Raw genomic sequence first — 14,448 nt, 5'->3', positions numbered from 1 at the left:
TTACCGGCCGCGCCAGGCGTGATGGGCGGCGTAGTGCTCGAAGGTTCTGTTCAGTCCGTCGCGAAACGCGACGCGGGGCCGCCAGCCCAGCCGCGCCCGGGCGCGGCTGATGTCCAGAATCACGTCCCGCACCTCCTGCGCCCCCGCTTCCTGATGGTCGATCTCCGGCTCTGTCTGGCTCCACTGGCGGAAGGCCTGAAGAATATCCTGCACGGAATGGCCCCGGCCGCTGCCGATATTCAGGGTCAGACCGGAGGTATCGGGCGCGGCGATCAGCGCCTTTACCGCCTCGATCACATCGTCTGCATAGACATAGTCGCGCCTGGCCCGGCCCTCCCCGAACAGCTTGAAGGCGCGGTCCTCGAACACCGCCTCCAGCAGCGCCGGGATCACGCCCTGGCCGCGTTTCACCGGCTGGTCGGGGCCGTAAATATTCCCCACGCGCAGGATCGAATAATCCATGCCCTTGGCCGCGTGAAACATGCTGAGATAGCGCTCCAGCGTCAGTTTCGAGGCGCCGTACGGGCTGATCGGACGGGCTGGCGCGTCTTCCTGGATCGGCAGGCGGTCGGCATTGCCGTACACCGTGCCCCCCGATGAGAAGAAGATGAGCTTGGCCTGCGACCGCTCGGCCATGCGCTCGAAAAACGTGATGTGCGGCAGCAGGTTGTTCTCGACATCCTCCGCCACCGCCCCTTCCGCATTGCGCGGAGGCGTGGCGTTGATCAGGTCGATGATGATGTCGGCCTTGCGGCAGATATTGACCATGCGGTCGGTTTCATTGAAGTCGGCGGAAATCAGGTCGCCGCGCGGGCAGATTTGCGCAAAACGGGCGGCGTCCAGATTGCGGCTGACCAGCGTGAGGTGCGCGCCCGCCTCCCCGGCGAGGCCCTGGCTCAGCTGGCGGCCGATATAGCCGTTCGCTCCCAAGATGATAATTCGCTTCATGCCAGCCCTGTCTGTGTGCCCGCGATGCACTCTACCTGCGGATAGAACATCATCCAGCCGCTTGGTCACCCCTTGGCGGACGCGCGGCTTGTCAGCGCCCCGGCCCAGCCCGCCGCGTGCGTTGCAAGTTCTTTCAGCCCGGCCTGCCGGTAAGCCCGCTGCAGCAGAGCGATATGGTTCGCCGCATAGGGCGCCAGTTCGGCCAGCCGCACGGCGTGGCGCAGCGCCTCGCCCGTCATGCCGGCCTGATGTGCAGCCTGACAGGCCATGTGGCGGTAGCGCGGCGCGGCCGGGGCCAGCGCAATAGCGGCCTCCGCATATTTCACCGCCGCCGCCGGATGACCGCGGCGCATTTCGCAGACCCCGGCCAGATAGGACGATACCGGATTGGCGGGGTCGAGGCGGTGAAATGTCTCCGCCTCCGCCAATGCGCTTTCCGGGTCCCCTGCGGCCAGGTGGATCTGGGTCAGGCGTTCATGCGCGTCCGGATTGCCGGGCGCCAGATCGATAAAGGCCCGCATTTGCTCCGCCGCGGATGCGTAATCGCCCGCCTTGTGCGCGGCGGCGGCGCGCAGCGATGCGGCCACGGCGGCGCGGGCGGCGTCATCATGGCGCGCCGAACGGGTGAAGGCATAGACATCGCCATGGATCAGGTCGGCGCGCGGGAACAGGCCCGCCGCGGCGAAATCTTCCGCGGCTTTGATCGCGCCATCAGCGCCCAGAATTTGCGGATGGATTTCCGCCACCACCGCCTCAGCCGGCCCCAGAGCGTCACAGGCCGCCAGCGCCGCCTCGCCGCCTTCGATGTCCATCAGGATGACATTGGCGCGGCTATCGGTCAGCGCGTCGGCAAGGGAGACGGTCTGGACCTCGATCATTCCGCGTCCGGCCTCGACATTTTCATGCAATGACCCGGCGAGGAAATTCTCGTTCGCGCGATACTGGACGCTGTCTCCGCCCTGCGCGGTGACCGCAGCCTGAATCAGGCGCACCGGCATTGCATTCAGTAGGAAATTGCGCGCCGCCGCGTCTGCGGTCTGCGGATTGGCTTCATAGCTGACGACATTGTCCGGCCCCAGGATGCGGGCCGCGTGCAGGGCGACCACGCCGAAACCGCCGCCAATCTCCAGCAGGCGGTCGCCCGGCTTCAACAGCGCGCGCAGCACGGCGATCTCTGCGCGCTCATAGGCGTCATTGGCCAATGCCAGCGCGATGGTCTCGTCAATCAGGCCCGGATCGTCCGCCAGATCGAATCCCCCGCAGCCGAGCCGCCAGGGCCTGCGGGGCGGATCGTATGGCGGGGCAGTCACTTGCGGCTCAGGAGTCCGGCTCATGCTTGACGCCGAGCCGCTCTTCCAGCGCCGCGATCCGGTCCCGCAATTCCTTCTCGCGACGGCGTGTCTGTTTGAGGTGGACCGCAAACAGTTTGGCGAGCGTTTCGGCCGGCAGCGCGCCGGTAAAGTCCACGCCGCGATCCGGGTCCGCGGGCGCATCGTCCAGCGCCAGAGCAGACTTGTCGCCGTCGAAATAGGCGTCGACCACCCTCTGGTTGGAGTCGGCGTAAAGCGTCCGGTACTGCTCGGCCAGTTCGGCGCTCATGCGGTATTTTGGCGCCCACTCCCCGGCCGCCGCCACGCCGGCCAGCCACTTGTCCAGCCCGAAATCGCCAAACATGTTGGCCAGCCGCTTGAATTCCAGAAGGTCGGCGGGAAGGCTTTCATTGACGCGGCCTTCGCCATTTTCCAGCTCGCCCGCTTCCAGAATGTCGGGCCGGTCCAGCGCCTCGAAAAAGCTTTTCTGTACAGTCTGGTCGCGCGCCGCCCTGTCATAACCGATGGCGCGGATGTTCTCGCGTCCGAAGCTCTCCGCCCAGGCGCCCAGCACCTTCTCCCAGTCCAGCCGCTCGCTGTAATTCGGCGCGCGGACCGGCTCACGGCGATTCATCGCCTTCACGTCCTGATTATAGCCGGACTCGGTCAGGTAATCCTGACGGCGCAGATAGATGATAATCTTGCAGGGAAGCCCTATGCGGTCGGCGATCTGGGCCTTTGCGCGTTCGGCCAGCCCCATGGAGAGATATTCGGAGGACAGAACGATCGTGCCGAACTGCGGCTGCGACAGCGCGTGTTCGATATCCTTCCAGACGTCCTGCTCGTCGATCCGGCGAATGCTCTGCACGTCCGCCGCCTTTGCGCGGGCGTCATCGGGCAGCGTATCCACGGCGACGCGGTGCGCGTAAATCTTGCGGGACGGCGTCCAGAAACCTTTTTCCAGAAGGTCGCCGCGATGTTCCTCCATCAGGCGCTGGAGATATGACGTGGCCGTCTTCGGCAGGCCGATATGGAGATAAAGAGTCTTGTCCGGTTGTCCTGACGCCACGTCTGTTCCCTCTAGAAGCCGGCTGCGCGGCGGTCGGTTCTGTCAACCGTGCGCCAGTGATGCCCCGTCGCCTCGCAGACGACCGGGAGCATCCGTTCGATCGCATGGAGCATGGTGCCGTCATAGGGCAGCGGCTCCGCCGGGAAATCGGTCCAGTCGAATTTTTCATCCAGCATGGGCTTCAAGGCCGCGGTTCGCGCCCAGAACATGTTGCCCAGCGGAAATTCTATGACGTCGGGCAGGGCGTCCGCCGCCAGACCAATCCGCTCGGCGAACCGCGCCGCTTCCTCGCGGTTTTCCGTCCAGCCGATGATGTGCGGGTCTTCCGGGAAGACCAGGCCCAGCGTCTGATCCTCCGCGAAAGCGGTCAGGATGGTGTTCAGCGCCGCGCGTCCGCCCAACAGCCGGTCGATCATGTAATCGCGCCACGTATCGCCCTGGTCCGATTGCAGGTCGGCGCTCTTCTTGCCGTGAATATGGCCAACGACGTCGTACTCGCTCCACTTGCCCGGCCAGGCCGCCAGGAAGGGCCCGATATCGCGGCCGCGATTGGGCACGTCCTTGATCTCCACCTTGCCGTTCCGATAGGCGGAGAACACGGTTTTCAACCGCTTCGCCTTGTCCTTGCCCGTGGTGGTGATGAACAGGTCGCAGGACGCGTCCGCCCCCAGAAGCCGGCTAAGCATGTCGGGCGCCAGCTCGTCATAATGAAGATGGATGTGCAGGGCGGTTTTCTGCCCCTGCGGCGGCTCGGACTCGTCCAGTTCCAGACCGCTGACGCAGATGCAGTCATGATTCAGGCCGACATCGCCGCTGCGCGCGATCGTGGCCAGGGGATTGTCTCCGCGCTTGCCATGGGTCGCGGCATAGAGCCGGTCATTGAAGCCGCGCCGCGATTTCGCCGGGAACACGCCATGGGCGGCCAGCTTGCAGTACAGCTTGACCAGGTCGCTCTGGCGCGGCGCGATCAGGTTGTTGCGCACCTGCAGCCAGGCCGGCGCTCCCTGATCGAAAAAATCCTTCTGGAACAGGCCGGCGTTCAGGATCGCCTCGGCGTCCGCGGCCTGACGCTGGACGCTTTCCTTGGCCCGGCGCGCCGCCGCGCGGATTTCATCGACATAGGACGGGAAGTCCAGAAGCTTCTCGATCTTCGTCTCGTCGAACTCCGGAATCTCGCCGTCGGCCAGGGACTTCAGCGCCGCCGCGGCCGCTTCCTTGTCCTGATACGGCGCGGCCTGCACCGGGAAGCTTTTGCTGGCGAGGTCCGCAACGCCCGTCGCGCCCTCAAAACACACCACCGGCGTCCGGTGCGCCAGCGCGTCCAGGACCACGTTCGGGAACGGGTCGAGGCGCGAAGGCAGGTAGAAGGCGTCCGCCATTGACCACAGCGTGTTCAGCGAGCCCTGCTCGTCCACGAACACGACCTCGTCCTCCAGCCCGGAGCGCTTGACCTCGTCCGCCAGCCAGACCGAATAATTGATGTCGTTTTTGGGCCGGTAATTGCCCCCGACCCACACGAAGCGGAAAGGCCGGTCCGTCAGCTTCTTGAAGTGGCGCGCGGTGGAAATGAACAGGTCCACGCCCTTGCGCGGATGCACCCATCCCGCGCCCATGACGACAAAGGGTTTGTCCGGGTCTTCCGGCGCGGCGGCGGGCGCTTCATCGTCATCGGCGGCTTCGGGCGCCTCGCCCAGTTTCAGCTTGGCGTAGAGCTGCTCGCGCGTCAGGTCGTCGTCCGAGGCTTCCGTCGTGCCGATCACGCAGCGGCCTTGATGACGGGTGATCAGGCTGTCGGGGACATCGTCGATCAGGAAGCTTTCCAGCTCGTCAATGGCGCTTTCGCGCACCAGATTGGCCGGGAAGATGGTCACGTCCGACAGCAGCACGCTGCGCCCGATCTTGCCGCGCGGCAGGGAATATTCGGAAAATTCGTGGATCAGCGAGACAATCGGGATGCCCGCCTTGGTCAGCGCCGGGGCGACCTTGTTGGTCTCCACCGAATTGAGAATCGCGTAATCCAGTTCCGCCCGGTCGCCGATCGCCTTGATCACGGCCTCCACCGCGCCCGGTTCAGGGATGCGTTTTAGCGTAAATATGCTGAAATCCGCAAAATCGTCGGCCAGGTCGCCCGGACGCCCCAGCCAGGACACGACATTGTGGTCCCGCGACAGTTCGGCCACCAGATTGAGGCCGAGGATCGGCGCGCCGGTCCGGTTGGCGTCATGGCAGACCACCAGGACTGTCGGCTTGTTCGGGTCCAGCGTGCGGCCGCCTTTGTTGAACAGATATCCTGTCTTGGGCGTCGCGGCGCGCCCCTCGGAGGCGCCGGCGTCGATGAAATGGAGCAGCGGATTGACCTCCGCCTCCATGATGTCGGGATGGTTCGCCAGATAATATTGCGCGTCGAACCGGGCTGACGGCTCATAGCCGCGGCGGAAACCGTAAGTGCAGAAATGCACGACCGGATCGAGGTCCGGCGTCTCGTGCAGGTAACGCTCGCGGTAATAATCCTCGTCGAAATATTCGCTGTCGCGCAGGCGTTCGCCGATCCGGTCCGCCGCCTTGAAGCTGGGATAGGCCCAGCGCCGCTCGTGATGCTCCACATAGTGCATGAACGGACAGCGGAACGCCGTCCAGTCCGGGTAGTAGTCGCCGTAAAACTCGCCATCGAAATCCGGGCGCGGGCGGAACCGGTTCAGGACGCCGTGCTTCAGATAATGTTCGATCGCGTCCTGGTCATGCGGCGTGCCGTACCGCTTGCGATAGAAATGGAAGTCGAAAAGCCCGCTGCTCCGGATGCGGAAAGCATCGGCGCGCAGCACTTCCGGTCCGGGATAACGCCCTTCCGCGCGGCCGCTCAGCACGTAATGCTGGAACGGATCGACGTCCGCCGCCTGAACATCGGCATAGGTTTCGACATAGAATTGCGCGTCGAACACCGGCGAAGGGCGCAACCCGTCGCGCGCGCCTTCGGTCATGTAGTGACCGATCAGGTCGCGGCGTCCGCCTTCTTGCCCGCTGCGGGCGCGGTAATAATCGTAATCGAACAGGCAGGATCGCTCGATCCGGTCGATGATGGCGTCATCAAGCTGGTCTTCGGCCGGCACAATCTGTTCCTTCTTGATGGGTGTTGGCGCGGAGGCGGAATTATCCGGGCTTCACCATGATGGCGGCGTTCTGGCGGGTAATGAACGTGCCGGGATCCTTGAAGTCGCGAACCTCGAAATACCGCCCCCAGACGCGGCGGATATAGTCCTTGGTATGATAGGCGTCGGCGTAGAATTCGGAGAATACGCCCTGCCAGCGCTGGTGGCTTTCAAATACGAAGCCGCCGTCATTCATCAGCCCCTTGGTGACGCGCTCCACCATTTCCTGGCTGCGCACGAAGGCCTCCAGGAACTCTTCGTTGCGGAACGTCACGATCGCCACGCCCCCGGGCTTGAGAACCCGCGCCCATTCCTCCAGCCACTTGATCTGGTGGTCTTCGTCCAGATGGGTGAGCACGGAGATGGCGTACATCAGATCGACGCTGTCGTCGGGAATATCGACCGGCGGATACTCCGTCCCGATCAGGAAACGATGCTCCGGCATGTGCTGGCTGAGCCAGGCGATGGCGTCTTCGTGAAGGTCGCAGCCGATCAGCTTGGCCTTGGTGTGGCGCGGCAGCCCGCGCAGCACGCGCCCCACGCCGCAGCCGAAATCAAGGATGCTGTCGAAGTCCGCGATGTCCTTGCCCAGATCCGAAACCGTCTGGGCGATCAGGTCGGCCTGCCGGTCCCCGTTGCGGATATGTTTCTCGACGGACGGCACGTTTGTGAAGGCCTGGATCAGCCAGGCCGGCGGGACCGGACGGTCTAGCGCGTCCCGGGGCGGATTCTGAAAGCTTTCGTCCGCCCGCGGATCCTCCAGCGGGGCCGCGCGCACCGCGCCAGTGGGCAAGACGGTAAACTTCAGCGGCTGGCCCGGCGTCAGGCCCGCTTTTTCAAGCTGAGCGGGGCCAAATTTGACATTGCCATGGGCGGCAAACTCGGTGTCCGGTTTGACCTTCGCAAAGACAAATTCGCCATTGCCCAGCGGAATGGCCGCAACCGGATCGCCCGGCGCGAAGCCGGCCTCTTTGAGGACGCTTTCAGGAACAGGGACTTCCTTGGGCCGCGCGCTGGAGGAGAATGCGACGGGCTTCAGGTCGGAATCTTTCATTGAACGTACCAGGCTCGCTTTTTCACGCCGGTCGGGAAAGCTGGCGTCATGCCCTCCGTTTCCGGCCATTCCATGTCTTAGGCGGTTTCGCGGGGCAAAGGCAAAAACAGTTTCACGCCCCTCCTCCCGTGCGCTCGATAGCCGCCTTGTGACCGGCCGTCCACGCACCTAAGGTCCGCGGCGACAAATCAATAACTTCATGTTCGGGGAGAGGGACGATGAAACTCGGCGCCGCCGCCGCGCTCAGCGCGTTTTCGATTATGGGAGCCACCGCCGCCGCTCAGGATGGCGATTCGGACAAGCCGGAATGGGATGTCGCCAATCCGCCGATGGAAACGCGCGAGGTTTCCATCGACGTGACAGAGGGCACATGGATGAGCCTAGACGTCAGTCCGGACGGGCGGACCATTGCCTTCGACCTGCTGGGCGATATCTACACGATGCCGATGTCCGGCGGCGACGCCACGCCGGTCTCCAGCGGCCTGCCCTGGGAATACCAGCCGCGTTTTTCCCCTGACGGTTCGCGCCTGGCCTTCACCAGCGACCGCGGCGGCGGGGACAATATCTGGATCATGAACGCCGACGGCTCCGACCGCCGGCAGGTGACCGAGGAAACATTCCGCCTTCTCAATAATCCCAGCTGGAGCCCCGACGGAAAATTCATCGCCGCGCGCAAGCATTTCACCACTTCGCGTTCGCTCGGGACCGGCGAGATTTGGCTTTATCACGTCACCGGCGGCGGCGGCGTGCAGCTGGTCGAGAAGCCAAGCGAGGAGCACCAGAAAGAGCTGGGCGAGCCGGCCTTCTCCCCCGATGGCCGCTATGTCTATTACTCCCAGAACGTCACCCCGGGCGGGACATTTATCTACGCTCAGGACTCCAATACCGACCTGTTCAATATCAAGCGCTATGACATGGAGACGGGCGAGATCGACACCGCCGTCTCCGGCCATGGCGGCTCTGTGCGTCCCGAACCCTCACCGGACGGGCGTTATCTGGCTTTTGTCCGGCGGGAGCGCGCCAAATCCAGGCTCTATCTGAAGGATTTGCGCTCCGGCGAGACGTTCAAGATTCATGACGCCCTGGATCAGGACATGCAGGAAACCTGGGGCGTACAGGGCATGTACCCGAACATGGACTGGACCCCGGACAGCCAGGCGCTGGTCTTCTGGGCCGGCGGCAAGATCAAGCGGATCGATATCGACAGCCGCGAAGTCACGGAAATTCCCTTCCGCGTTCAGGATTCGCGGCAGGTCATCGACCCGCCCCGGCCGCAGATCGATGTCTTCACCGACACGTTCCAGACGACCATGCCGCGCTTCGCCGCGGTGTCGCCGGACGGAAACCGCGTGGTCTTCCAGTCCCTGGGCAAGCTCTACGTCAAGGATATGTCCGGCGGCGGCCCGCGCCGCCTGACCGGCAATGACAGCGACCGGCGCGAGCTTTTCCCCGCCTGGTCGCGGGACGGAAGCCGCATCGTCTTCGCCACATGGGATGACGAGGATCTGGGCGCCATCCGCACCGTTTCGGCTTCGGGCCGGGGCGAGCGGCTGGTCACCGACAATCCGGGCCATTACCGCCGCCCGGCTTTCTCGCCGGATGGAAACACCATCGTCTTCGAGAAGGGCGAAGGCGGCTATTTGACCGCCCCCGAATGGTCGGAAGGCAGCGGCGTCTATCGCGTCCCGGCCGGCGGCGGCGAGATCGAGCGCGTCTCCAAATCCGGCGGCGAGCCGCATTTCGGGGCCCGTGGCGACCGTGTCTTCATGACGGTTTACGAGGATGACAAGCGCCAGCTGATCAGTACGGACCTGAATGGCGAGGCGCGGCGCGTTCACGCCTCCGGCGTCCTGAACGCCGGCTACCGGGTTTCTCCGGCGGGCGATTACGTGATCTTCCGCGAAAACTACGACGCCTATGTCATGCCGCTGGCGCCCGGCCCGCAATCGGCGGACGCCTCCAAGGACGCCAAGGCGTTCCCGGTCACCGAAATAAGCAAGGACGGCGCGTCATGGCCGCACTGGTCCAATGACGGCCAGCGCTTCCACTGGTCGCTGGGTCCGGCGCTGTATTCCGCCGATCTGAACGCCATCACCCGCAACGCCCCCGCCGCGGAGGGAGAGGACAACGCCTTCACCCCGCCGGAGAGCGGGGTCTCGCTTTCCATGAGCGTCGATGCGGCCAAGCCTTCGGGCGTGGTCGCCCTGACCAGCGCGCGCATCGTCACCATGACCGATGCGGAGGGCGGCGTCATCGAGGACGGCGTGATCGTGATCAACGGCAACCGCATCGCCGCCGTCGGCGCGTCCGGCGACGTGGAAATTCCCGGCAATGCGGAAACCGTCGATGTGGCGGGCAAAACGATCATCCCCGGCCTGATCGACGCGCACGCCCATGGCGCGCAGGCCGATGACGAGATCATCCCGCAGCGCAACTGGCTGGCCGTGGCGCATCTGGCGCTGGGCGTGACCACCGTGCACGACCCGTCCAACGACTCCTCGGAGTTTTTCGCCGCGAACGAGCTGCAGCGCGCCGGCCGGTATCTCGGCCCCCGCCTGTTCTCCACGGGCGAGGTTGTCTATGGCGCGAAAGCCCCCGGCTTCTTCGCCGACATTCAGGATTATTCTGACGCGCAGGAACATGTGCGCCGCCTGAACGTGCAGGGCGCGCACAGCATCAAGAACTATAACCAGCCCCGCCGCGACCAGCGCCAGCAGGTCGTGGCCGCCGCCAAGGCGGTCGATATGGCCGTCGTGGCGGAGGGCGGTTCTCTCTATCACATGGACATGGCGATGGTCGCCGACGGCAACTCCACCATCGAGCACAATATCCCGCAATCCATGCTCTATGAGGACGCGCTGAGCTTCTATGGCCAGACGGACGTCGCCTATACGCCGACGCTGGTCGTCACCTATGGCGGTCCGGCGGCGGATCCCTACTGGCGCATGACCGATGATGTCTGGAAGCATCCGATCCTGTCCCGCCACGTGCCGCCGCATGTCCTGCAGCCGCGCAATGTCCGCCGCACCAAGGCGCCGGAGGAGGACTTCGCCGATCAGGTCAGCGCCGCGACCGCGAAACTGCTGTCGGAGCGCGGCGTGATGGTCTCCATCGGCGCGCACGGACAGGAAGAGGGTCTCGGCTCCCACTGGGAGATGTGGTCCTTCGTGCGCGGCGGCTGGAGCCCGTTGAACGCGCTGAAGGCCGCCACCATCACCCCGGCCCGCGCGCTGGGCTTTGACCGCGATCTCGGCTCGCTGGAGGAAGGCAAGCTGGCGGACCTCGTGGTTCTGGACGCCAACCCGCTGGAGGATATCCGCAACAGCGACGACATCTCGCATGTCATGCTGAACGGGCGGCTCTATGATCCGGTGACCATGCGGGAAACGGCGACCGGCGATTACGCGCCCGCGCCCTATTACTGGGAAGAGGAGCAGGAATAGATGACAAGACTGACCCTGTTCGCCCTGGCCGCCCTGGCCGCCGCCGGCCTGGCGCTGGCGGCGTGCGGCGGCGAGGATTCCGCTCCGGCGGGTGATGGCGCCGCCGGCGGATCCGCCGGCGCGGGCGACACCGCCACGGCCGATCCGCTGGAGGGCGTGACGTTCGAGATCGCCGGCGTCACGGGCGATGCGAAGTCCGGCAAGCGCATTTTCCGCCAGTGTCAGGCCTGTCACACGCTGGAGCCGGGCATGAACCGCGTCGGACCGTCCCTGCACGGCGTCATCGGCCGCGAAGCCGGCGCGGTCGAAGGCTTCCGCTATTCAAACGCCAACGCCAATTCGCACCTGATGTGGAGCGAAGAGGTCCTTTTCGAGTATCTGGAAAACCCGCGCGAGTATCTGCCGGGCACCACGATGTCGTTCGCGGGCCTGAAGGTGGCGCAGCAACGCGCCGACGTGATCGCCTATATCAAGGCCGCCGGCGGCGACGCCGAATAGGCGCTCCACGCAAAGAAAAACGGGGCCGAATTCAATGGAGGAACCCGGCCCCGCCCCAACGCATCGCGCCGTGGGAGAGTGTTTTAGAAGCCGATCCCGAAGCGCGCCCCGACGGTTACATCCGTACTGCCGCGGGACCGCGTTTCGGCCTGGCTGAAGGCGCTGATTTCGCCGCGCCCGTCCATGACCGGCGCTGCATAGAGCGCCTCGAAGACATAGTCGCGGTTCTGGCCGCCTATATCGAAAGTCTCGGTCACCACGCCGATTTCACCGGTCTGGCGATCCACGACCTGCACCGATGTGTATTCCAGCTGCCCGCTGGAAACCTGCAGCGGCTGCGCCATCGACAGGCGCACCCGGTCTGACTCGCCGAACAGGCCGGTCTTGGCGGCCGCCACGCCGAACGCGGTGGAGGTCAGGCCGCCATCGGCGACCGACAGCACATTGTCCGCCAGCGAACCGGCGCGCGTCCGGCCCACCGTGACGGAGGCCGACAGGTTGACCGTGTCGGTCAGCTGATAGCCGCCGCTGAAGGTCGCCGCGTCAGTCACGCCGCCCTTGTCCATGGCCAGCGAACCAAGGCCCTGAATGCCCAGCAGGCCGGAGTTTTCCTGCAGCTGGGTATAGGCCACGCCAAACGAGGCCCGCCCGGTCAGGGCGTAGTCCATGCCGAAATTGATCGCCGAGGCCTTGTAATCCTCCAGCCCTTCGATCAGCGGCAGCTCCTCATTGCTCCAGGGCGCGACATAGAAGCGGTCATTCTGCGTCTCCGTCATGCCGAAGCTGAGGGTCGCCTTCTCGCCCAGCCCGTAGGAGCCGCCGGCATAGGCCCCGCCGGAGGCCAGGCCCAGCACCGGATTGGCGCCACCCGTGGAGACGTCATAATCGGAGAACAGGCCAAAGCCTTCCTGCCCGGAAAGCGCCATCGCGCCTTCGCCATAGCCGAATTTCAGCGCCAGGCCCGTCTCCGGCTGTTCCAGGCTGAAGCCGGTCTGGAAGGGCAGCGCGCTTTCGGAATAATCCTCGAACGGGCTGCGATTGGCGATCGACATTTCGAAGCGCCAGTCCTGTCCGCGCGCGATTGGCGCGGTGTGCGTCGTCACGTCGCTGAAGCTGAAGCCATCCATCCAGTCGATCATCCGCTCATAGAGATAATGCTGGAAGCGTTCGTCCTCGCCGCGGATCTTGGCGGTCTGGCCGATCAGCTGGGTGGACAGCGGAATGGCGAAGTCGCGCCAGGTGTCGCCGATATATTCAAAGGCATAGAAATACATGCCGTCGGCTTCCCAGGCCTCGCGCTCGCTTTCGCTGGGATTGCGGATCTGCGTCGCGCGCTTCCGCTTCAGCTTGTATTTGTGAAGCTCGCCGTTCTTCTTGTATTTCGGGACGTTCTCGTACCAGTAGAGCCGGTTGAAATTCAGCGGCGATTGCGACGCCTCGATGTCCAGCATCCCCCAGCCATAAACGCCGTCCACGCCGGGCTCGCCCAGATCACGCGCCGATTGCAGGATGATGCCCGCGCTCTCTTTCGGATAACGCGACAGCCACGGCCAGCGGTCGTGCAGCAGCGCGATGGCGCCGGTCACCAGCGGCGCAGCGAAGGAGGTGCCGCTGCGGCGGACCAGCCCGCCTTCGCCGTCGGCGACCAGGATCATTTCACCCGGCGCCACCAGGAAGCGGTATTTCAGCTTGTTCTCTTCGTGACAGATCCCGTTATCCAGCAGGCATGCCTCGCCCGGCGTATTGGAGAAGCTGGAAATTTCGCCTGAAGGGCCGACCGATCCCACGATCAGCAGGTTGGGATCGTTCCGGAAATCCCAGTCCAGATCCACGGTCTGCTGAATGCCGTCATTGCCCGCGGCTTTCACAAAGATGACCCGGTCCATCTTCTTGATGACCTTGTCGGAGAAGATACCGCTCCATTCCTGGTTCAGCGTCCAGCCCGACACGCCCAGCGACATATTAATGATGGTCGATTTCTGCTGCAGCAGATTATAGATGCCAAGGCGGATATCGTCCCAGCCGGCCGTGCCGGTTTCATCGAACGGGCTATAGGCCGCCACATCGGCGTTCGGCGCGATGCCCATCACGCCCTCGCCGTCATGTTCGGAGACCAGGAGGCTGATCACGCCCGCGCCATGACCGCCCGTCTGGCTGTCATAGCCGCCGGCATAGATCAGGTTGTCCGTCAGATCGTCATGCCCGTGAACAGAGGCGTCCAGCAGGCCAATTCGCACATCGTCGCCGCTGCCCTGGATCTGCGTCAGCGCCGGGGACCAGTTGGCCGCAGCCATCCAGTGATCGACGCGGTCCGCGCCGGAAAACGCCATCAGCCCGTCATACCAGTCCATGAAGAAGGCCGAACGGTCCGCCGCGTCCAGGTCTTCCAGAGAGCTGGCGTCGGTCAGGTCGATGCCGTGCTTTGCAAAAACGTCCTGTGCAAAGCCGTTCCAGAAGGAAAGCCCGGTATCGGCCTCGACAACCTCGCCCCACACCGCTTCGGACTGGGCCAGCATGGCGTTGAGATCGCTCAGAACCTGCTGATAGTCGGCTTCCGTGCCGCCATCGAACGGGCCGATATCACCCCAGAAGGCGTTGATGTCGCCCCAGAACGGGCCCATATCCCCCCAGAAGGGACCGATATCCCCCCAGAACGGTCCCAGATCGCCATAGAAGGGGCCGATATCCCCCCAGAAGGCGCTGATATCGCCGTAGAATGGATTGATGTCGCCCCAGAACGGACCGATATCGCCCCAGAACGGGCTGATATCGCCGTAAAACGGATTGATGTCGCCGTAGAAAGGATTGATGTCGCCGTAAAACGGATCGAGGTCGCCATAGAAAGGGTTGATGTCCCCGTAATATGCCGTGCGGTCCGTACCGTCCTCGGCGCCCGGTTTTGCGAGAGCCGGCCCGGCAAACAGAACCGTCAGGGAAGCAACGCCAGCAAACAAATGCATCTTCTGCACCGGCCGACTCC

Annotated in this window: 8 protein-coding genes; 2 read left to right on the top strand and 6 right to left on the bottom strand. The window is 64.4% G+C overall.

All coding sequences use genetic code 11. From position 1 onward, the window contains the following. The 5 genes from L338_RS16295 to L338_RS16290 all read right to left on the bottom strand — a co-directional run bounded on the left by L338_RS16295 (position 1) and on the right by L338_RS16290 (position 7,527). Complete coding sequence (locus L338_RS16295) at positions 1 to 948, bottom strand: NAD-dependent epimerase/dehydratase family protein (RefSeq protein WP_022697008.1); 948 nt, start codon at positions 946 to 948, stop codon at positions 1 to 3. Between the two features lie 65 nt (positions 949 to 1,013). After that, positions 1,014 to 2,282, bottom strand: coding sequence for an FkbM family methyltransferase (locus tag L338_RS03660; RefSeq protein WP_022697007.1), 1,269 nt, complete (start codon positions 2,280 to 2,282; stop codon positions 1,014 to 1,016). Further along, a complete protein-coding gene (locus tag L338_RS17515) occupies positions 2,266 to 3,327 on the bottom strand; it encodes a hypothetical protein (protein ID WP_022697006.1) in 1,062 nt (353 codons plus the stop codon). Before L338_RS17515 ends, L338_RS03660 begins: the two co-directional genes overlap by 17 nt. Before the next feature lie 11 nt (positions 3,328 to 3,338). Then, positions 3,339 to 6,434, bottom strand: a complete 3,096-nt coding sequence (locus L338_RS03650; RefSeq protein ID WP_022697005.1) for a rhamnan synthesis F family protein — start codon at positions 6,432 to 6,434, stop codon at positions 3,339 to 3,341. 40 nt (positions 6,435 to 6,474) lie between these two features. Further along, positions 6,475 to 7,527, bottom strand: a complete 1,053-nt coding sequence (locus L338_RS16290) for a class I SAM-dependent methyltransferase (RefSeq protein ID WP_022697004.1) — start codon at positions 7,525 to 7,527, stop codon at positions 6,475 to 6,477. A gap of 218 nt (positions 7,528 to 7,745) precedes the next feature. Here L338_RS16290 and L338_RS03640 point away from each other — a divergent pair, with 218 nt between their 5' ends. Both L338_RS03640 and L338_RS03635 read left to right on the top strand, forming a co-directional pair. Continuing rightward, positions 7,746 to 10,970 carry an amidohydrolase family protein gene (locus L338_RS03640; protein WP_022697003.1) on the top strand — a complete coding sequence of 1,075 codons (3,225 nt, stop codon included), beginning with the start codon at positions 7,746 to 7,748 and terminating at the stop codon, positions 10,968 to 10,970. After that, positions 10,971 to 11,468, top strand: coding sequence for a c-type cytochrome (locus L338_RS03635; protein WP_022697002.1), 498 nt, complete (start codon positions 10,971 to 10,973; stop codon positions 11,466 to 11,468). 83 nt (positions 11,469 to 11,551) lie between these two features. Here the strand turns inward: L338_RS03635 and L338_RS03630 are convergent, their stop codons facing one another. Next, a complete protein-coding gene (locus tag L338_RS03630) occupies positions 11,552 to 14,428 on the bottom strand; it encodes a S8 family peptidase (RefSeq protein WP_241762230.1) in 2,877 nt (958 codons plus the stop codon). Positions 14,429 to 14,448: the final 20 nt, after the last annotated feature.

The sequence above is a fragment of the Euryhalocaulis caribicus genome, assembly GCF_000412185.1.
Lineage (GTDB): Bacteria > Pseudomonadota > Alphaproteobacteria > Caulobacterales > Maricaulaceae > Euryhalocaulis > Euryhalocaulis caribicus.
The sequence above is the reverse complement of the archived record's forward strand: the minus strand, read 5'-3'. Positions and strand labels throughout refer to the sequence as shown.

Bases quoted from the DNA above. Each gene is read 5' to 3' on its own strand.
- L338_RS16295 (WP_022697008.1), bottom strand. From the start codon at position 948: ATGAAGCGAATTATCATCTTGGGAGCGAACGGCTATATCGGCCGCCAG.
- L338_RS03660 (WP_022697007.1), bottom strand. From the start codon at position 2,282: ATGAGCCGGACTCCTGAGCCGCAAGTGACTGCCCCGCCATACGATCCG.
- L338_RS16290 (WP_022697004.1), bottom strand. From the start codon at position 7,527: ATGAAAGATTCCGACCTGAAGCCCGTCGCATTCTCCTCCAGCGCGCGG.
- L338_RS03640 (WP_022697003.1), top strand. From the start codon at position 7,746: ATGAAACTCGGCGCCGCCGCCGCGCTCAGCGCGTTTTCGATTATGGGA.
- L338_RS03635 (WP_022697002.1), top strand. From the start codon at position 10,971: ATGACAAGACTGACCCTGTTCGCCCTGGCCGCCCTGGCCGCCGCCGGC.
- L338_RS03630 (WP_241762230.1), bottom strand. From the start codon at position 14,428: ATGCATTTGTTTGCTGGCGTTGCTTCCCTGACGGTTCTGTTTGCCGGG.